The organism is Caecibacter sp. AF58-12pH5A (genome assembly GCF_027681725.1).
In the GTDB taxonomy this organism is placed as follows: Bacteria; Bacillota; Negativicutes; order Veillonellales; family Megasphaeraceae; genus Megasphaera; species Megasphaera hominis.
In genome coordinates this window covers 1-19,272 of sequence record NZ_JAQDBC010000025.1, presented here as the reverse complement: position 1 = coordinate 19,272, position 19,272 = coordinate 1, and the positions used below count along the sequence as shown (strand labels likewise).

Sequence of the window (19,272 nt, the reverse complement as noted above, 5' to 3'; positions counted from 1 at the left end):
ATTATGCGTTAAACGCAAGTATGTCAGGAGTGTTGTCATTATGTCTTCGTTATTCCCCTTTGCCAATCGCCGCAATGCCATGATTGGCATCATCCTTACCCTGGCCTGTTCCCTGATCGGTCAGGCCCTGGCCAGCCTGCCAGGCTTTTCCCTCATTGGTCATCTCGTTCTGGCCTTGGTCCTGGGCATGGTCATTCAATTTAGTCAATCCATTACCAAAATGGCCCGGGAAAGCACAGGCTTTATTGCCAATAAATTTCTTCGTGCCGGCATCATCCTTTTAGGCTTCAAACTCAACCTGGTCATCCTCATGAGCGCCGGCCTGAAAAGCCTGGAAGCAGCGGTCTTTGTCGTAGCTATCATGATTACTATCAATTATTTCGTAGCCCGCTTCTTCCGCGTCGATCATACACTGGCCCTCCTCACAGCCTGTGGCTGCAGCATCTGTGGTGCCGCCGCCGTCATGGGCATTTCCAGTGCCCTCAAGGCCAAAGCCGACCAGTCCGTCCTGGCTGTCGCCATCGTCGCCATTCTGGGCACCGTCTTTACCCTGGTCATCGTCTTCTTACAGCCCTTCCTCGGCTTTAGCAACGCCCAATTCGGCGTCATGGCCGGCCTCAGCCTCCATGAAATCGCCCACGCCGTTGCTGCCGGCGGCAGTGCCGGCCCGGTAGGCACGGACAGCGCCATTATTGCCAAACTCTCGCGTGTTCTTCTCCTCGCCCCGGTAGCCCTCATCCTCGGCGTCTTTGAAGCCTGGCGCCAGCGCCGCAAATCCGGCGATACGAACTCGAAATTCAAGGTTCCTATCCCCTGGTTCATGGGCGGCTTCATCATCGCCAGCGCCATCGGCTCGTACATCCCGGCCGTAGAAATCGCCGTCCCCGTCCTGGTTAAGGTAGCCTACCTCATCCTCGGCATGGCCATGGCAGCCCTGGGCCTCAACGTCAACTTCGGCGTCATCGCCCACGAAGGCGTCCGCCCCCTCACCAGCGCCGCCCTCTGCTCCGTCGTCATCATGAGCCTGGCCTGGTTTATTGTTCGGACGTGGTTCTAAGATTAATACCTTTCTACCTGGTTTTTAATAAAAGCGTGCATCCTCTCCAACCTCTCTCGGGATGCACGCTTTTTTTGATATCTTCAGCCTATTTAATAAAAGATTTTTTGAGTTCTACCATTAATTTTATAAAAATCTGTCCTGATGAGATCTCCACTATCAAAACATTTATCGCATAACAGAATTTCACTCATATATCTAAATTGTACTTGCAAAATCTTTAAGCTTCAAGAAAATTGAGGCGCATAAAAATTATTGAGTAGAGATAATCTCCATAGAATTTATTATTCGTTTGCTAAGCATTATTTTCGGCCATAAGACGTTTTACATATCCCGTTAAATACGCATCAAGATATTTAAAGTTACACATGCAATAATGTAAGTTTAAATCACCATCTTTTTTTCCCCTAGCTATATATTCTTTTGCGATACAGCCTGAAGCACACATGGGAAGTAATTGACATTCCATGCATTCTTGTTGCTTTTCAGGGGAATGGTTCATTTGCTTATAGAAATTGGCATTAGGCATAAAATTTCCATTATCATCAATGACCCCCACACTAACCTCTGGATTATTAACCAAAAGTTCACATTTATATACGTTCAAATAAGGATCTATATAGAATTTGTTTTCGATATTCATGCCACACGGGGCAATTTTACCAAATTCTTCTGCTACAATGTATCCATATTTTCTCATCAAATTATTCAATTTCTGGATAGAGGTAATCTTTTCATCTCCATTTTTAGAAGAAATAAAATTTTCCGATGCGTTGTCATTAAGACCATTAAATTCTTCTAAGAGCCCAAAATACACGTCTGGAGAATATTTGCATACATTTTGCATTGCTTCTTCAGCTCTATCAACATTGTCTTTATCTATATTAATACGTATGACAACATCTTCTTCTAGTCCTTCATTCTTCATTCGTTCGAGGTTATTTATAATGACATCATAAGTACCAGAACCACCGTGTGTAATTCTTCTCTTATCATGTTCTTCTTTAGTACCATCAATTGTAACCTGAACGATAACATGATATTTCTTGATCATTTCTAGAATATCATCATCGAGGAGAGTAAAATTAGAAGTCATCATATTATGAATAACACACCCATACTTTTCTGCTATTTCATTCATTTTATCAAAATAATACATCATAGCTTTCTTATGCATCATCGGTTCGCCACCATACATTTTTGCATTTATCTGTTCGATAGGCACACCGTGCATTCTAGATTCCTGAATTGTGTTTTCTGCAAACATCAAAATTTTATCAACATCCTCCATGGATATCATCTTCGTCGATTTATTTTGGCCTTCTAAACAATATGGACATGCCAAATTACATCCATAGGTTGGTAAAAATGTGATAGATAACAGTTTTGCACTTCCACCGAATCGTATACGATTATAAAAATATAAATAGTTCTGTTTTTCATCCATATCATGGGGAACAATAACCCCTTCTTGTAAAAGGCCCAGGAAGGTTTCATGGTCTATACTTTCAATATTTCCCAATTTCAATGCTTCTATGACACAATCCGTGAGTTGTAAAAGAGCCGTAGATAACATGTTATATACGAATGCATTATCTCCTACTTTGAAGAAATGATTATAAAATGATGATTTATAGTTTTTCTTCACCATATATTCCTCCTAAAAAAGTAGGGCAAGCTCTAAAAAGCTTGCCCTAACTTCATTAATAATTAATAGCAAGTGCACCCACAGGCATAATGATTTCTAGTACCGGATCTATATGCACTACCGATAAATGTATCAACGGTTGTCAGTGCAACAGCTTTTCTTAATACTACCATGAACTTCGCCTCCTCCCACTGCTTACACTTATTCAAGTATATAGTTACAAAACCATTATACTTATCATAATATTGTTTGTCAATTATGTTAAAATCTAATGTTCTTCCCATAATAGCATAGTTTATAAAAAAATAATTTCATCTGAAATTTCATAGAATTGTTTATCATGTGTTACCAAAATAATAATTTTATTCTTTTTTAAATCATTTAATAGCTTAATGAGCATGTGGGTATTCTCGACGTCCAAAGACGATGACGGCTCATCTAAAATTAATACAGGTGTTTGTTTTAGCAATACTCTAGCTTGCGAAATTCTTTGCTTTTCTCCGCCTGAAATATTATCTATACTTTTATCTAACAGATGATTCAGTCTTTTCGGCAAGCGATTAATATACGAAATTAGATTTAACTTTCCCAAAACATCGTTAATAGCCTCATTGCTTATATTTCGATCGTTTCCGATAAGTAAATTTTTTAAAATAGAATCGTCTAATAGAGTAGGTTCCTGTTCAGAATAGGCTATTAAATATTTTCTGAGCGCATGAGTACAGATATTTTCACTTTTCTCAGTATTGTATAAAATCATACCTGAAGTCGGCTTTTCTAAGCCCAAAAGTAATTTTACAAGTGTTGTTTTCCCCTTACCATTTTCACCAACAATACAATACAAGTGCCCTTTCGTAAAAGTCATGTTTTTATGTTGCAACACCTCATGTTTTCCATAAGAAAAGCTTACATCTTTGAATTCAATGGAATTTAAATCTTGTAAAACAATATCTCCATCTGGTTCTTCAGATTCTGAAAGCAACATATTAAGCCGGTGCAAGGAAACTTTGGAATTTTGCCACATGCCCCCTATATCGAGGATTTTGCAAATATTTTCAATAGCCAAATTTAAATACGCAATAATAACAACAAACGCGCCAACAGTAAGCCAGCCACGACTTACTGCACTGCCACCAGCAAACAAAAAAACTATAATTGCGATGTATTTAACAATATCGCCTATACCACGAAACCACCAACTAGTTCTTGTAAAGCCCATTACATAGGGCAATACAACCTTAAATTCTTTTCCTAAATCATTAATAAATTCTCTCTCTACAGCATTCCCTTTTATGAATTTAACTTTCTCTAGTTGTTCATCAAGCTTAGAAAAGAACCTGTTTTCTACTTCTCTTTTTGAATAGGCTTTTTTATATAGGCGTTTATCCAAATAAAAATAGGAAACCACTACCGCACCGAGGGTAAATATTAACAGTGAGTCAACCCAAAATGGGTACTGTAGCAAAGCAAATAACACCCCAACTGTAATCAAAACGCTAGAAAATGCTTCTACAAAATTATTTACCAAAAATTCTACTATATCCTGTGCATCATCATTTATACGTTTATTCAAATAAACAAGGTCAACATTTTCAAAATATCGAAGCGGCAAATGTTGTACATGTTCTATAAGATCTTTATTAAGGTTAAACGTAGCAATATAATGTAAATTAACGGTATTTATATTTAAAAAATATGATGCAACTTTACCGATTATAAAACATAGCAAAATTGGCAATAATTTTGCTATCAGCACGCTTTGGTCTCCTAACACAAGAATATCATCAATATATTTTGATATTAAGTATGGTGCTAGCAGAGTCATACTGATAACTAATAGGTTACTTATAAATATAATGCCGATATTTTTTTTATGTGGCAATAAATAAATCTTTACAAGGTCTATAATTTTCACAATAAACGCTCATTTCTTTTAATAATTTCTAAATAAAATATACCGCTCATTATCTAAATATTCAAATAAGTCCGAAAACAAGGATTCACTTAATCTTTATTATTGTATCAGTATTTGCTGATTTGCTAAAGCCCTCTAGACAGTTATACTTATCGTCTATATTTTGCTATTACTTACTTTATTAAAATATCTCTATGTAAAAGGCAAAGATTATAGTATCTCTCCACTTCTCATGGAAGTTATACTTCTATTTATTGTATAATAGAATTATCTAAAATTAGTGTGTATGAAATATTTTATGTAAGCAATATTTTGTATAAAACTATTTTATACGCTATACTGTGATAAATACATTCAAGGATGATAACTTCATAAAAAGCCACAAGGATACTCCTAACCCCCCCAGGTCAAAAAGTGAAGAGTTCATACTTGAGAACTACGAGATTAATGATGCACAGGATGTTCAGGACGCTGTAAAGCAGGTATTTGCGCCTATCTTTGAGGCAATGTTCAATGGCGAACCGGAAACATACCTAGGCCGCAAGAATGATGAATGCCCGAAAACGTCGAAAAAAGCCGCAATGGCCACTACTCCATAAAGAACCGCAAGACTCGGACCTAATTCAGGCTTCCGTGACTGGCAGGGCACTATTGACGGCATTTCCGACTAGTAATACAGTGTAAAAACCATTTTCCCGCATATCGCTGTCCACCGCTACATTGTGCACCTGATCCGCAATTCTATCCTCTATATACAACGGAATCACCGGGCCGCATTTACGAAACATAAAGAAACTGTATGCCGCCGAAAACGTGGAAGAAGCCCACCAGGACCTCAAAACGTTTAAGACGGATTGACAAGAGTATCTAAGCATCGTAACTGTTTGGCAACGGATATCCAACACGTAGAACATCTGTACAATTACGGCAGTGCCATTCAGAAGATCAGGTACACAACAAATGCCATTGAAAGCGTCAATTCCGTTTCTGGAAGATAACCAAAAAAGATTCTTTCCTAATGAAGATACTGTATTCGAGATATTCTATTTGCGAATTCTGGAACTATACAAGAAATGGGAAAATAGGCATGTGCCCAGTCGGACCATCGTACGGAATCAGTTTCCGAACGATGAACGGATGCCGGCATTTATGGTAAAATACGATAAAAATTACTACGATTGTAATTTACACAAAACACTTGACACATTCCTCCAGGTATCAGTCCTATGCTTAGAGTAAAGTATAGGTGGCTCACTTTTAAAATAGAGTTTATACCCGAATGTAGTCTTTTAATTTTTTGGTAAACGTGCGGTATTCATGTCTAATCGAGCAAAAGAACATAAATCTGTCCAAAATCTTCTCTTCTCTTGTATGCGTCTACTTTGTTAGTTCTTTATACTTGAAGGCCATCTTTTTTTTGAACCATAGTTGTTTTGCCGTAAATTGAACACATATTACCTCTGTATCGAGTAGATGATCACGGCCTATAATGAATCCATGTCCATATACAGGATGATTTACCTGTCCATGGTGGACTGCTCTTATGTTTCCGGCGACGGATATGTCTGGCATCCCCCTTACGAGGCTTGCGAAGGGAAAATGTGCAACTTTTTCATGTTTCTTTTGATTCTTTTTCCTCTTCTTTTTTACTTGCTGTTTTTTTCCTTTAGGTCCATTTGAAGGGATTGTGTGTCCGATCCGTATGCCGATGATATGATTGTCAAGTTTTTCATCATTAGTCTTACTATTTATTTCTACTACAGGCGGTTTTATGGTTCCTAAACGTGTCCCGTAATGGATAATTTTTTGATTCTTTCTTACACCAACGGCTCCCAGGAATTCCAGCAACTGCTGTTTATTACCTTTGCCAACAGCTTTTATATAGCGCGGCAGGTCGATATAGCGCAAGGGGTTTCCGTAGTTATCATGTTCTTCACGGTTAGGCAAGCCGATTTCCGTATTGGCCAGAAGATAGACTTGATTTGCTTTCTGGTTGTAATGTGTTTTTCCCGTGTAGTCTTTCGCGATGAGAAATTTACAGCTTTTCAACTTCGTGCATAGTTCCTGTTGTTCCCCATGAGTGCCATGCCGATAGAAATCAAATAGGCGCTTGAATTTTTCGCAGTCGATGTCCTTGCTTTCCGTGCCTTTGCTTTGGTTGAATGATGGCACGATGACGCAGTAGATGTAGTCTTTTTCTGAGTAGCTGCGGATGTTAAAATGGTCTAATAGGCTTTGAGTACTGATAGCATCAGCCAGGCCTTGGTTGATGACCGGGAGTGGTTGTTTTTTGAGGTTTTCTGTGCCAGGGAGCGGGACGAAGATACCGGGGTTTCCTGTATGGGCATTATAGGCTGCTACGGCGTGACGTTGCTGGTCCAGGAAAATAGGTTTCGTTTTTAAGACATACCAGTTTTGCCAGCAGTTTTTCCGTTCTAAAAGCCAGCGATAAAAGGAAATGAGCCATACATCGGTTTGCTTTTCGATGAATCTTTTGTTAATGCCTGGGAAGTTCTTCGTTGCTGTTTTGTAGCTGATGTAATTGCCCCTGACCAGGGCTTCTTCTGATACCTTGAGTATTGCCAATGAGTTCAGGTATTCGAATAGTGCCTGTTTTCCCTTGTCTTTTCCCATGGCTTCATAGCCTTGGGTCGGATAGATCCAGCCGACGTCGGGTTTGTCCAGGAGTTCGCAGAGTTTCTTATCCGAGAAAAGCTGGAGCATGGATGTGTTGGCAGCCCAATAGGCGTGATTTTTATCGACGTAGCCTGTTTTTGTCGGGATGACCGTCTTTGTTTGGAAGGCTTCATGGATAGCTTCGTAAAATTGTGGTTGCCATTTGCCAAAGGGGCCGGGTACGTGTTCTTGTTTTTCTAATGGAATGACGGAATACACGGCATCGGTCAGGATTCGTTCGCCTGTTTCTGTTTCAATCCGCTTGAAATAGCCTAGTGCGTCTGTGGCCACGTGGATGAGGGTACGGATGAGTTTTTGATTATAGTCGTTATCGTCAAGAATCCGGTAGGTCCCTCGGGACATGCGGAAGGGTGCCTGGACGAGAAAATGCAGGCCTGTTTCTGTTTTCGTCGGGAAGGTGCAGCGGGCCTTTTCCGTTACGGGGTTCAGATTGCCTGTTGCATCGGTGTGAAAGCCTACGGCGCAGGTGCCTTCATCACTATGGCGTTTGAAGACCCAAAAATCATTTTCTACTGCTGGTGATTCGCCAAATTGTTGTATCATGCGGATTTTCTTTACCTTCGTCTGGCTGTCCGCTTCCCAGTGATGGAGAACCATCTTATTATAGCTGCCCAGTTGGTTATCTATCGTATAAACGACGTATTGGACATGGGACAGGAAAAGCTGCGGGTGTGAGAGGTGCTGCAGTTCGTAGGCTATGTTAGTATAGGCCTCACGGCAGGGCATTTTGGCCGCATCAAAGGGAATGATGATCTGCGTGCCTTTTTTCTGGTATGATGCGTCTTCCGGCAGTACTTCCGGTCCGTGCTGCTGATTGACGCGGAAACAAAGTGCCGGGTTGTAAACTTCAAAAGACGAGGTATATTTAAATACGGATTTCAGGCCGACATTGATTCTGCCCAGCTTATAGTCCGCCCCAGACATTAAAAAGGACAGTCCCGTCAGGGCATTAATGTCACCCAGGGTTCCTTGTCTGAGGTCTGTCCGTTCTGTATCCGGGTCCGTGATTGTAAGGGGCTCTCTGCCATCATAGGAAAAAATCAATCGTCTTGGTTCGAGGACAAAGCGCACGGCCATGGATCCGGCGTCGTCTGCCAGCTGGAGTAAATCGTAGAGAAACTGCCCTTTTCCATAGGTTTCAAATGTTTCATGCGCATATTCCGTTTTATGCGCAGCTCCATAGGCAAGCCGTTTTTCTACGAGTTTAGAGAAATACATTTCTACTGTCTGATTCAATAGTACCAACCTCCCTCTTGAGGTATTGTTTCCGTAATTCTTATTCTTTCATTCTACCAAAGGCTTAGGTGCGTGACAATCATCACGTACTAGATTCTTATCAGATGCCTCATCCTACTGTATTGTTACTTACAGGATACAACAAACAGCAACTCTCGTGGTCGCTTTCAAAGCGACATGGCTCAGCTTGTTTTGCAAGAAGGATTTGACCCAACGGAAAGGCAGATGTTTTGAGTAATTCTGTTATGCAACAATTAGTTTTTCCTACATCAATGGGCCCTTAATCATCTTCTATTAAAGATTCACTAGTAATCAGCGTTTTTATTGTGCCATTAAGCTGATTATGGTCTTGTTTAATTGACTCTGCTTGAATCGCAAAATAAGCAGGTGTCTTATCCCCGGAATTACTGCAACGGCATTTGCTAAATACATTACCACTTATTTCCAGGACATCCACAGATATATCCTGGTCGCCGCTTATGAAGATACCCGTTACATCCATATCCTCTTGCTCATTTTCTATATAGCAATGCTGTACCTGATTGTTTCTGACGATAAGCTTTTCCGGGCCGTACCAGCCAGTAATGTAAAAGATACCGCCCGCATCCGGGTCAGAAATCTCAGCATCTGTATGCATGCCACACTGTGTAAACTGGCAATCTTCAATGCGAATAACAGCAGGCGCTGAAAACAGTTCTATCGTGGCGAAACGATTTTCAAAGTTTTTTATCGTACATGCATCTACTACGATTTCATCTGGTTCCGAAATATTCCACATCGATCCATCTTGAAAGGTACTATTTCTCAGCACTAATCGTCTACAATTTGACGCAGCAAGCTGTCCTGAAAAATCACAGTCTTCTATGGTAATATGATCGGCATAGTCCGCACAGATTGTTTCCATTTCTTCTGTTTTATCTTTTCCCAATATGGAATTACGCAGCGTGAGACTTTCACATTCATCGAATTTCCAATCACCATTCACATCACAGTTGTCTACAGTCAGCTTTTCTATAGAATCCCATACAGAATCTTCACTCGAATTCATAAAATGACAAGTACAATTACGCAAGGATACATCCTCACATTGCGTTAGCCGGAAAATACCACGTATTGTCGATGATTCAATGGACAGTTTTTCTGATTCTTCAATATCTATATGATAATCAGTTACAAATTCACGTGGAATTTCAATTTTTGAACAAAGGATACATATGTTATCTATCTCTTTTAAATAACAATCACTTACCAATCTAAAATAACAATTTTCTATTTTACAAGTATCTGCCGAGGATACTTCAAAGATATCTTCATCACTTTGCTCAACCGTACAATTTCTTAATGTAATGCTTTCGCAGTCTTCGATGGTGAGCCCGCTTTCCGTGTATAGGGATTCCAGGAACAAATTTTCGACATCATGAAAGCTAATAGCCCCCACATTGTATTCTCCCTCTTCAGGTTTTTCGCTACGAATTGCCACATTGCGACAATTTTTGATGTCACAAGAGCCAAGAAAACTACAATTTTCCAACACAACCGTATCTGCTGAATCTATGGTAAAGCGATCCCCGTAATTAAACACCTCATCTCCGAAAATACAATCACGCAACACGACATGCTGGCAGTCTTTAATTGTCACATCACATGTTATTTTGCACGACTCAAATATGAGTGTAGATACTGATTCAAAACAATCGTCTTCCCGAATACTAAAATCGAGCACACAATGACGAAATATGACTTTGTCACAGTCCGATAAATCCCAACCATCTCCAATTTGCAGGTTGGCATTAGAAAACATCGCCATAGATTGATTGTCATTGGTATCAATATACCTGGATTCCATTTCATCCAACTCCTCTGTAATATATTTTCCCTTCTTCTTGCAGGCGCCAACTACCATTGTCTATAGAGGTGACGGTAGTTGACTTCACCACAGCCTTTGTCAGCTAGTGTGTATTCCATATTCTTATATCCCTTATTATAACAAGTATTTATATATGCACCAATAATCACACATTATTTTTTCAGTAAATATGTATTTTTTGTGACTTTTTACTATATATTACCAAAAGAAACAGACACAAGTCTGTCCGGGTAAAATATTGCGAACGGCTGTTGATGAGATTTTCCACGATTTTCTAGCAAAAAAGCGCCCGAGGTCTCAAGGTTTCTGAGGATTCGGGCGCTCTGGGTACGGGGGTTCGCTATTTAAATGAACCCCTTTTGCTCATTGTTTTTTTACAACGCTAGTCACTTTTCCAGACGGTAGTAGCTTCATTTGTATGAAATCCCCCGTGCTTCAAATACACTGGCCAGCCGGCGGGCGTGTTCGTCTTCTTGCGGGATTGTGGCGAGGATTACGTCGGCTACGTCCGGGAAGCCTGCGTCACGGACTTTTTGTGCCAATGCGGTCAGGGTTTCTTTGGCGCTGGCTTCGGCTTGGTAGAAGGCGACGGCTCGTTTCCAGAGGGTGGCTTCGTCGTTAGCGCCTAAGCCTAGCATGGCGCCATAGGTGCCGCCGTGGGCTGAGTCTTCGTGTGCGTTTAAGGACATGGCTTCGGCCAGGTCGTCCAGGCCAGCGGCTTTGGCTTGTGCGGCTAAGACGTAGTAGGAGTCGGAGCCGTGTACTTCTGCCGTGTGCAGAGTCTGAATGAGTTCTTCTATTGAGGTTCCTTTTGCGTTGTCATGTAATTCCATGGGTATCCTTCTCCTTTATGCAAAATACTATTTTGTTAAATTATATTTATTGCAATCATTATATCATATATAATTTCAATAGCAACAACGGTTTTCAAAAACAAAAAAACTGCCTCGTCTAAGCTAGTATGGCGAGGCAGCTTGGTTCGTCTGATTATATGCAATTAGTGATATGCCGGGGCCGTGGCCAGAGCCGGTGTTTTCATCATCCGGATCAGGCAGATTTCGATGTATTGCACGCTGGCGTCGATGGCGTAGACACCAGTACGGATGTGTCTGTATTCATCTACGTCGAGTGTATTGGCCAGTTCTGTCTTAATCGTCTGCAAACGGCTCAGGATACGGCTGCAAGCGAGGCCGATGGTGTTGATTCCCGTAACAGATTGAATGAGCCCGGCAATGTGCTCTACTTCTTTTTCAATACTGGTAATGCTGGAAAATACGCTTGAATCCGGTTCCATGTCAAATACTGCAAGGAGGGCTGTTTTCAGCTTGGCCACATCAGCATTGATCTGCTCGCACGCAGATTGGATGCGAACCATATCGTTTTGCGTATCAGAAGATTGATTTTTTCGGTGAGACTTGTACATAATGATGCACCCTCTTTTTACCATAACAAACGGCGACATTTTTTATATATATATTTTAATATAACTATTCGAAAAGTTCAATCGTAACACAATACGTAATTCGCATAAGAGGTATAGATTGAAGCTATTTTTGCAAGAATGGTCCCACAAATACAGGTAGTTCCATCTATTTCTCTCAAAAGGTACGCAAAAAAGGCGCAAAAGCAAGGATCTGTACCTTGTTCTTACGCCTTTTTTCCTGTATCAACCACTACACATTACGTGCCTTAGTAAATCAGCTATTTTCCTCACGTTCTTTTATGCTTTGTCCGTCTTCATAGAGCCAAGCTTCTCTTCCGTTAGCCGCACCACCACGGATACAGGATGCCGCCATAGAAGGACTTGAAAAGGAATAATCTACTGCAAATACATTATTTTTTACAATGCCTCGTTCCCGCAAAATCTCTCTATGGTGATGCACACTAGGGGGACAGGATTTGCGCTCATTCAGGCAAATTCCCGAATCCTTAAGGACGACGAAACATTTTCCATCCAAATAGCCTCTGGCCACTGCTTTATGACCGGAAAGGTGCAGGATTTCTCGTGCTGGTTTTATTCCTGATGATGGCTTTGCCTGTTTGCCTTGTTCCAGATCTTTCAAAGACACGCCATCTTTATTTTTCCACTCTTTCAACCCATTAGAGCTTTTGCCGCAGACAAAAGAAGCCGCATAGGATGGGCTGCTAAAACGGATATTTTCCTGAAGAATGCTATTTTGATCAATGACCTGGGCATATTCTTCCCGGGCCTTGCGTATGCCATTAGGGGCCGATGCAGACAGATTCGGATAGAGATAGCTCCCCTTGAGAACCCAGAAGCCGTCTTCCGTCATGCGGCACAGACCTCTGCCTCCTTTACCGCTGTTACGGCTGAAATATAGGAGGTCTTCAGCCTGCATATTTGCTGTCACAAGCCGCATGGATTCCAGCGTCCGATGGCCAAGGACAGGCAAAATCAGTTCAGCATTCCGTATAAACTGCTCCAATTCATCGCGCACAGCCTTCGACAAAGGTACCAGGAACGCATCCTGGTTCTCCCGGACGACACGGTCCTCTACTCCGGCCACAGCGAGCCCACCACAGTCTACGCCGAAAAAAGACGCATCAGCCAGGCTTTTCCTCGAAAGTGAAACCGTAAAATAAAATCATACAAAATAGGGTAGACAAAGCCCTGATGATTTCGAGCGTTACGGTACGCTCATGGTTTTCCGATCATCCTATTTCGTTTCTCTTATTACTAAGTGTCACAACAAAATAGGATCATAGGTGTCTGTTTTAACCTCCCGTTAAGTACAAGGACTACCATCTCTTGGAAGTAGTTCTTTCTTAACGAGAGTATTGAGAGTGTTTGGTTATGCGGATTTCTTTGGCTTATCAACAAAGCCCTGCCCTTTACGGGCAATGACATAGCTTGCTCCCTGATGTATTGTCAGTTTCTTTCTGTCGCAATATTTTTGTTTGGCAATCTTGCTTGTATAAGCAGGATTGATTTGAATTACATGAACACTTCGTCTATAACAACAATTTTCAAACGTTTTCTTGTACCTGGAATAATCGAAGGCATGAATCATTTTGTTGTATGCCCTGCCCTGATCAGACCTGGCTGTAGCTGTTTCTGATTTTGCTTTACGAAAATCTAAGTCTTCCATAACGATATCTTTTCCCACAGAGATTGCATAATTTACGATGTGAGAGGTGACTTCACGGATTTCGGATTCCGCTTTCTTTCCCGTACCATGATACTGTAACCGATAGTGTTTTAGTCTGACGAGATTTCCCGTGTCATTGGTTTCGCTACTTCAATAAATCCGTCGTTATAGTCCAAGCCAATTGTTCCATAGGTTTTTCTCGTTTTACAATCGTCGGTATCCCTGTCAAGCGTTACCATGGCTTGCAGGTAACAGGCATTGCCACGAAAGACGATGCGATAGCTGATGCCGTGGTCTTGCTTAACAATCGTTTTGGCAAGCAGCCCGCTCAGGTAGGCAAAGATACAAGTTCCATAAACATATTCACGTTTTTTTGTATTTTTTCGCAACTGAATTACAAACCGATTCTCTTTGCCTGCGTGTACCATGGGTGTTAATTGTACAATCTGGTTGCAACGATGTTCGTCTTTCGATCCAATGTATAAAGACCGGTTATCTCTTTGCTTACGAAAACGGTCTAACCAGATTGCATGACTTGTTAGCTTGTTTTCTGCCAGATGATATTGGGCCCGAAACAGTTTCTTTGAACCAAAGCATAGATGTAAATCCTTGCTTTGAATCTCTTTCAACAAATTGGATTGTTTCTGCTTTAGTTTATTCAGCTTTTGATTGGTATAAAAGATTTTTTCTTTCTGTTGGTGATAATAGGTTAGGGCAGAAGGAGATAATTGATTGTTTCGGGATTTTTCTTTTAATACGGCTACTTTTTCGCAAAGCGTCTTCCGTTTTTTATAAAGCTTTTTTATTTTACCACCCAGCTGATTGAACTCATACCATTTTAGTTGATACAGGGCTTTATATAACCCTTCCACTTCTGAAATAACTGAATTGGCCAGGCGCTTATTCACATGAAAGCGGTTTTGCAAAATGGTATTAAACGCGCTCTTCTTTACAGAGAATCTGCCACCATTGTTATACCGATGCCATGTAAAACGCAGCATCTTACCATAGAGGAGATGATACTCTTTTACATATTCGATTAACCCGGCATTGTCTCTTTGATTGAGCCGTGTTTCAATGGTGTACGTTTTAGAAGTAATCATTCTCCTCATCTTCTTTCTTATCCATTAGAGATTAAAATAAATCTAATTGCGCAGGTAGCTCTTTACAAACCACGATTCGTCTGCCTTTTTCTGTTCATTTGATAGGCAAATTCCCTTGTTTAACGTAATTATTCCGCTTTGTAGGCAGGTTTTGTGAAATCACTTTTATATATAAGTTAGCATCTCATTTGTTTTCTTTTATTATTATAACTGATATTGTTTTGTTTATCAAATAAAATACAACAGCGTACAATCATGTATTTATTAAATGATTATACGCTGTTTATAGAAACTGCTAACTAACCCTTTCCCTGTAGCTTTTCCCCGGCATTTCCTGTAAAATATTAGAGAAACTACATCAACCAGAAATGAGGAGAGATTCTTATGGCACAGAAACAATTGCACTTTGCTTCAGATTATCAGGAAGGGGCTCATCCCCGGATTTTACAGCGCTTGATCGATACGAATTTAATGCAGACGCCGGGCTACGGGACCGACGAAATTTGCGAGTCTGCCCGGGCACGGATCCGCGAGGCCTGTGCGGCACCGCAGGCGGCTGTTCATTTTCTGACCGGCGGGACACAGACGAATGCCATCGTCATCAAGGCCGTCTTGCAGCCGTATCAGGGCGTCGTGTCGGCCGTAAGCGGTCACGTTAGTGTCCACGAAGCCGGCGCCATCGAAGCCGGTGGTCATAAAGTAATGACCATTCCCTCGGAATCGGGAAAGATTTCTGCTGCGGCAGTCGAACAGTTTGTAGCCGACTACGAGGGCGATGACAACAAAGCACACATGGTCATGCCGGGAATGGTCTATCTGTCCCAGCCTAACGAATTTGGCGTACTTTATTCCTTAGAAGAACTGACCGCCATTAGCGACGTCTGCCGCCGTCATCATTTGCCCTTGTTCCTCGATGGCGCCCGCCTGGCCTACGCCCTGGCCTGCCCTGAAAACGACGTATCCCTGGCAGACATTGCCCGCCTGTGCGACGTCTTTTACATTGGCGGCACGAAATGCGGCGCCCTCTTAGGCGAAGCCGTCGTCTTGCCAAATCCGGACCTTATCCCTCATTTCTTCACCATAATTAAGCAAAACGGTGCCCTCCTGGCAAAAGGCCGCGTCTTAGGCATCCAATTCGACGAACTTTTCAAAGACAACCTCTACGCAGAACTCTGCAAAACAGCTATCGACTGCGCACACCGCATCAAAGCAGCTTTGCAAGAAGCAGGCCTGCCCCTCTGCTTTGACTCCGAGACCAATCAAATCTTCTTCATCATCGACAACGAAAAGATGAAAAAACTGGGCGAAAAAGCGGTTTACAACTTCGGCGAAAAATACGACGAAAGCCACTCCATCATCCGCTTCTGCACCAGCTGGGCAACGACAGTAGAAAACACAGAAAAACTGTGCGAAATCATAAAAAGCTTATAAGGATTCAAAAAAGCCAGGCCAAAACGGCCTGGCTTTTGCATTCCCTGCATTTAGATATACTGCGGCTGTGTATTGCTTTCCTCACATAGCGCGGAAGAGAGGCAAATCCGCACACGTACCTGCTCAGCAAACAAACTCACAGTTTAGCTATGTTACGCTATCTTGGTCCCTCATGCCGCGGCTACTACGCGAATTGTCTTCATACATTTCCCTCCGTCAGGCCTAAAAAATCAGCCCGGCTCACTTCTATGCCACTGCGGGCTAAGCGTTCGCCCCGTTCATCATAGAATTTCGTCAAGATACGTTCCTTATCCTCCGGCCTTCCATAATGCAACAGGCGATGGCAAATCGGGCAAAGACAGACGACATTGGCATAGACATCAAGACTATAGGAGAACTCTTTTTGCTTCCTCAAGGGAATCACGTGATGCGCTTCCATATAGGGATGAGACGTATGATTAACGATAAATATTTGATGGTCCAGATTGGACTCGCAACGATACAGAGCTACCTCGGTCACTTGCTTCTTGATGACACCGGAACGTTTATAGTGCTGTACTGTAGTCTGATAATAGGCTTTGACCAAAACGGGCATATCCAGCTTTTTGATTTCGGCCTGCGGATCCGCACTCTGCCGGAACCACTCGCCTTGCACGAATTCCATATACCGATGGAGGGCCACGCTATACATGCGATTGCCTCGCTGATTCAATGCCAAGAAATCCGCATCATGCATAAGGATCTCCTCATACTGCACGAGCCGCTCCAAATCGGTAATTTCAAAAATCGACTGGCTCACCAGCTTCTCTTCCATGAGATAACGGCTAATGGTCGTTTGCAATGCGCCAACGTAGTGATTGGCCGATGACTGGGAAATCCCCCGGATTTTGAGAAGATAGTTTATGAAATAATCCTTAAGCGTATATTTTGTGTCCATTGCGTCACTCCCATCCATATCTCACACACACCTCAACGGAAAAATCCATACCTTACGCGGCTTTCCGTCATCATCGTCTTGTACCATCTGATACGGATCACCAGCTAATTCGACAACGCCCTTATACGTATACGAGCCTTTTTTGAACACCTCAAAGAAATGCAATTCGTAGCCGTTGGTTTTGGATTCTGCCAGACGTTTGTTTTTTCCACCTAGCGATTGATCACCATGACGACCAGAGCCAACATAATGGATGATGCCGTTTTTCCAGGAATCTTTATACAGGCTCTTGACATAATCCTGGATCAATACCACTGTCTTTGTTTTATGGCTACTACGTATGCCACCGCAATTACTACAACCAAAAGCATCACAAATAGTGCTAATAGGAACCGTACTACCTACTTCAAAAGGCGGTTTAAACTTCACAAGCTTCAGCGGGAAAATCCATACGTTACGCAGCCTATCATTTTTATCGTTTTGCTTCTCCTGGTACGGTTTGCCGGCTAATACGACCTCACCACGATAGGTATACGCCTTTTTCTTGAATGCCTCAAAGAGGTGAACCGTGATTCCTCTTTTGGCTGCTTCAGCCAAGGTCTTATTTTCCCGGGTTAATGTCTGATCCTCATTCTGCCCCATGCCAGTATAATGCAAGATATCGCCTTGCCAAACATCATTATACAGGCTTTTCGTGTGATCGAGCATCAATACTAAGGTATTCGTGCTAGTAAAATAGCGCATGCCACCTGCATTCCCACATTTAAATGCTTTGTAAATATCCATATTGGTCACGATTTTCCCTACCTTGAACGGTGGTTTGAAATCCGTGATTAAGTTATTATCAGACATACCCTTCACCCCTATTTCCCCTTTTTCGTCCATCATTCCATGTAATTATTATACATCAGTCGGCCATATTACAAAAGATCATACAATAATATCTTACGCCATGCAGTCTTAGCACTCCGGGGCTGTCCCACCCCAGCTTGTCCGCCGTATAGTGGGTTCTCCTAGCTGCAGAAAAAGGCCATCCGAACAATACGGATGGCCTTTTCTGCGGTTCATTTGTCGCTTACAGAAGCAGTATACACCTCACAAACTTTCTGACATCAAAATCAGAAAGTTTTCAAAAAATAAAAGTTATTCATCTGCAATACCAAATTGAACATTATAGGCAGGAAGAAGCTGGTCATTGCCCATGTAGTCTTTATTGATACGCACGAAGGTTGCCGAAGGGTCTGTCTTGGAATAACTGTTGCGGTTGGGGCCACAAACTGCGATCTTTTCGATATATTCTTCGAGCTTTGCCGTATATTCCTGCAGACGCTCATAGTGTCGTTGCTGGGGCGTTTTGCGATGTCCGATTCCATGGACAAATTGGGATTCATCGGTTTCACAAATGGCAGCGTAGCGTCGGATTACCTCTTTTAGATAGGCAGGAACATATTCCGTATGGGTTTCAATCTTTATACCAAAAGGATCCAGCTCCTCGTTCATCTCATGAAACAGTCCGGTGATCTTTTCATAGGGCTTGTACCGGAATTTCTCCGTAGCCCTTTTCCAAACCCAGCTGTACTTATTGGCGTTAGCCTCAAACTTCGAACCATCGATGTAAAGATAGCTCAAATCCACATGTTCTTCGGTAAATATCTTTTTATTGATGTCGTTGAGCAGCTCCTCAGCGGATGGACCCAGAACGTTTTCGATAAAGTATCCGAAGGTACGGTATGATGGAGTTCGATGCTCCATGAGGTACATGTAGCGAAGGTTGACCTTGCAGTTATCTTCGAGCTCTCGGAGCGAGATATATCCATGGGACATGAATCCGAATAAAATTGCTTTCAGCATGTTGGCCGGGTTGTATCTGATGCGTCCCGTGATATGCTTGGGAACATTTTTCAGATACTTCTCCAAGTTGATTCCCTCCATGAATCTGTTGAAAACCAACACCGGATCGCAAATATTCAGAAAATCTGAAATATATAGTGGCAAAATTGCCTGTTTTGGTTTAGAATAATTAGTAGTTGAATTTTTCATTGGTTATGTAAATTTTACCACAAAAGGAGGTCCGCTGACTCGAAAGAGTCGGTGGACCTCCTTTGTTATTTGGGTCAGTGTTATTTCACAGCCCCAATAAGTACAGGTTTTATTTTTTGCTCTGTCTACTTGACGGGGAGCGGTTCATAAACAGATAAGGGCAAATCTGTTGCCATTTACGCATCCAATGGCTGCATCAGTTCGTCATTACGCAGTAGTTGCAGCAACTGC

Annotated in this window: 15 protein-coding genes; 3 read left to right on the top strand and 12 right to left on the bottom strand. The window is 42.0% G+C overall.

Annotation, left to right across the window (positions count from 1 at the left end; genetic code table 11):
• Positions 1-40: 40 nt before the first annotated feature.
• Positions 41-1,057: a YeiH family protein gene (locus PGX44_RS10215; protein ID WP_289002237.1), complete on the top strand. Its 1,017-nt coding sequence runs from the start codon at positions 41-43 to the stop codon at positions 1,055-1,057.
• Positions 1,058-1,352: 295 nt separating this feature from the next.
• On the opposite strand, the gene PGX44_RS10210 is transcribed toward PGX44_RS10215, so the two are convergent.
• Together PGX44_RS10210 and PGX44_RS10205 are read right to left on the bottom strand one after the other, a co-directional pair.
• On the bottom strand, positions 1,353-2,708 hold the full coding sequence (locus PGX44_RS10210) for a radical SAM protein (RefSeq protein WP_498855292.1): 1,356 nt from the start codon (positions 2,706-2,708) through the stop codon (positions 1,353-1,355).
• A 292-nt stretch (positions 2,709-3,000) separates the two neighbouring features.
• Positions 3,001-4,620, bottom strand: coding sequence for an ABC transporter ATP-binding protein (locus PGX44_RS10205; RefSeq protein ID WP_498855291.1), 1,620 nt, complete (start codon positions 4,618-4,620; stop codon positions 3,001-3,003).
• 341 nt (positions 4,621-4,961) lie between these two features.
• On the opposite strand from PGX44_RS10205, the gene PGX44_RS10200 reads away from it, so the two are divergent.
• Complete coding sequence (locus PGX44_RS10200) at positions 4,962-5,219, top strand: hypothetical protein (protein WP_498855290.1); 258 nt, start codon at positions 4,962-4,964, stop codon at positions 5,217-5,219.
• Between the two features lie 778 nt (positions 5,220-5,997).
• Here the strand turns inward: PGX44_RS10200 and PGX44_RS10195 are convergent.
• The 7 genes from PGX44_RS10195 to PGX44_RS10165 all read right to left on the bottom strand — a co-directional run bounded on the left by PGX44_RS10195 (position 5,998) and on the right by PGX44_RS10165 (position 14,633).
• The gene (locus PGX44_RS10195) at positions 5,998-8,553 is read right to left on the bottom strand and encodes a hypothetical protein (RefSeq protein ID WP_498855289.1); all 2,556 of its coding nucleotides are present in this window, start codon (positions 8,551-8,553) and stop codon (positions 5,998-6,000) included.
• Between the two features lie 280 nt (positions 8,554-8,833).
• Positions 8,834-10,399 carry a right-handed parallel beta-helix repeat-containing protein gene (locus PGX44_RS10190; protein ID WP_498855311.1) on the bottom strand — a complete coding sequence of 522 codons (1,566 nt, stop codon included), beginning with the start codon at positions 10,397-10,399 and terminating at the stop codon, positions 8,834-8,836.
• Positions 10,400-10,830: 431 nt separating this feature from the next.
• On the bottom strand, positions 10,831-11,253 hold the full coding sequence (locus PGX44_RS10185; protein ID WP_498855288.1) for a ferritin family protein: 423 nt from the start codon (positions 11,251-11,253) through the stop codon (positions 10,831-10,833).
• Between the two features lie 164 nt (positions 11,254-11,417).
• A complete protein-coding gene (locus tag PGX44_RS10180; protein ID WP_498855287.1) occupies positions 11,418-11,843 on the bottom strand; it encodes a hypothetical protein in 426 nt (141 codons plus the stop codon).
• 274 nt (positions 11,844-12,117) lie between these two features.
• Positions 12,118-12,780, bottom strand: coding sequence for a DUF4357 domain-containing protein (locus PGX44_RS10175; RefSeq protein ID WP_498855310.1), 663 nt, complete (start codon positions 12,778-12,780; stop codon positions 12,118-12,120).
• A gap of 453 nt (positions 12,781-13,233) precedes the next feature.
• Positions 13,234-13,590, bottom strand: a complete 357-nt coding sequence (locus PGX44_RS10170) for an IS200/IS605 family accessory protein TnpB-related protein (protein WP_498855309.1) — start codon at positions 13,588-13,590, stop codon at positions 13,234-13,236.
• 50 nt (positions 13,591-13,640) lie between these two features.
• Complete coding sequence (locus tag PGX44_RS10165; RefSeq protein WP_498855286.1) at positions 13,641-14,633, bottom strand: hypothetical protein; 993 nt, start codon at positions 14,631-14,633, stop codon at positions 13,641-13,643.
• A gap of 384 nt (positions 14,634-15,017) precedes the next feature.
• Between PGX44_RS10165 and PGX44_RS10160 the strand changes: the two genes are divergently transcribed.
• Positions 15,018-16,064: a threonine aldolase family protein gene (locus PGX44_RS10160; RefSeq protein WP_498855285.1), complete on the top strand. Its 1,047-nt coding sequence runs from the start codon at positions 15,018-15,020 to the stop codon at positions 16,062-16,064.
• 199 nt (positions 16,065-16,263) lie between these two features.
• Here the strand turns inward: PGX44_RS10160 and PGX44_RS10155 are convergent, their stop codons facing one another.
• The 3 genes from PGX44_RS10155 to PGX44_RS10145 all read right to left on the bottom strand — a co-directional run bounded on the left by PGX44_RS10155 (position 16,264) and on the right by PGX44_RS10145 (position 18,933).
• On the bottom strand, positions 16,264-17,001 hold the full coding sequence (locus PGX44_RS10155) for an HNH endonuclease (protein WP_498855284.1): 738 nt from the start codon (positions 16,999-17,001) through the stop codon (positions 16,264-16,266).
• Between the two features lie 21 nt (positions 17,002-17,022).
• On the bottom strand, positions 17,023-17,889 hold the full coding sequence (locus tag PGX44_RS10150) for an SRA domain-containing endonuclease (protein ID WP_498855283.1): 867 nt from the start codon (positions 17,887-17,889) through the stop codon (positions 17,023-17,025).
• Between the two features lie 255 nt (positions 17,890-18,144).
• The gene (locus tag PGX44_RS10145; protein WP_498855308.1) at positions 18,145-18,933 is read right to left on the bottom strand and encodes a transposase; all 789 of its coding nucleotides are present in this window, start codon (positions 18,931-18,933) and stop codon (positions 18,145-18,147) included.
• Between the last annotated feature and the right edge of the window lie 339 nt (positions 18,934-19,272).

Excerpts from the sequence above, each read along its gene's own strand:
- PGX44_RS10150 (WP_498855283.1), bottom strand. The coding sequence starts at position 17,889 with ATGATGGACGAAAAAGGGGAAATAGGGGTGAAGGGTATGTCTGATAAT.
- PGX44_RS10145 (WP_498855308.1), bottom strand. The coding sequence starts at position 18,933 with ATGGAGGGAATCAACTTGGAGAAGTATCTGAAAAATGTTCCCAAGCAT.
- PGX44_RS10160 (WP_498855285.1), top strand. The coding sequence starts at position 15,018 with ATGGCACAGAAACAATTGCACTTTGCTTCAGATTATCAGGAAGGGGCT.
- PGX44_RS10210 (WP_498855292.1), bottom strand. The coding sequence starts at position 2,708 with ATGGTGAAGAAAAACTATAAATCATCATTTTATAATCATTTCTTCAAA.
- PGX44_RS10190 (WP_498855311.1), bottom strand. The coding sequence starts at position 10,399 with ATGGAATCCAGGTATATTGATACCAATGACAATCAATCTATGGCGATG.
- PGX44_RS10175 (WP_498855310.1), bottom strand. The coding sequence starts at position 12,780 with ATGCAGGCTGAAGACCTCCTATATTTCAGCCGTAACAGCGGTAAAGGA.
- PGX44_RS10215 (WP_289002237.1), top strand. The coding sequence starts at position 41 with ATGTCTTCGTTATTCCCCTTTGCCAATCGCCGCAATGCCATGATTGGC.
- PGX44_RS10155 (WP_498855284.1), bottom strand. The coding sequence starts at position 17,001 with ATGGACACAAAATATACGCTTAAGGATTATTTCATAAACTATCTTCTC.
- PGX44_RS10165 (WP_498855286.1), bottom strand. The coding sequence starts at position 14,633 with ATGATTACTTCTAAAACGTACACCATTGAAACACGGCTCAATCAAAGA.
- PGX44_RS10180 (WP_498855287.1), bottom strand. The coding sequence starts at position 11,843 with ATGTACAAGTCTCACCGAAAAAATCAATCTTCTGATACGCAAAACGAT.
- PGX44_RS10185 (WP_498855288.1), bottom strand. The coding sequence starts at position 11,253 with ATGGAATTACATGACAACGCAAAAGGAACCTCAATAGAAGAACTCATT.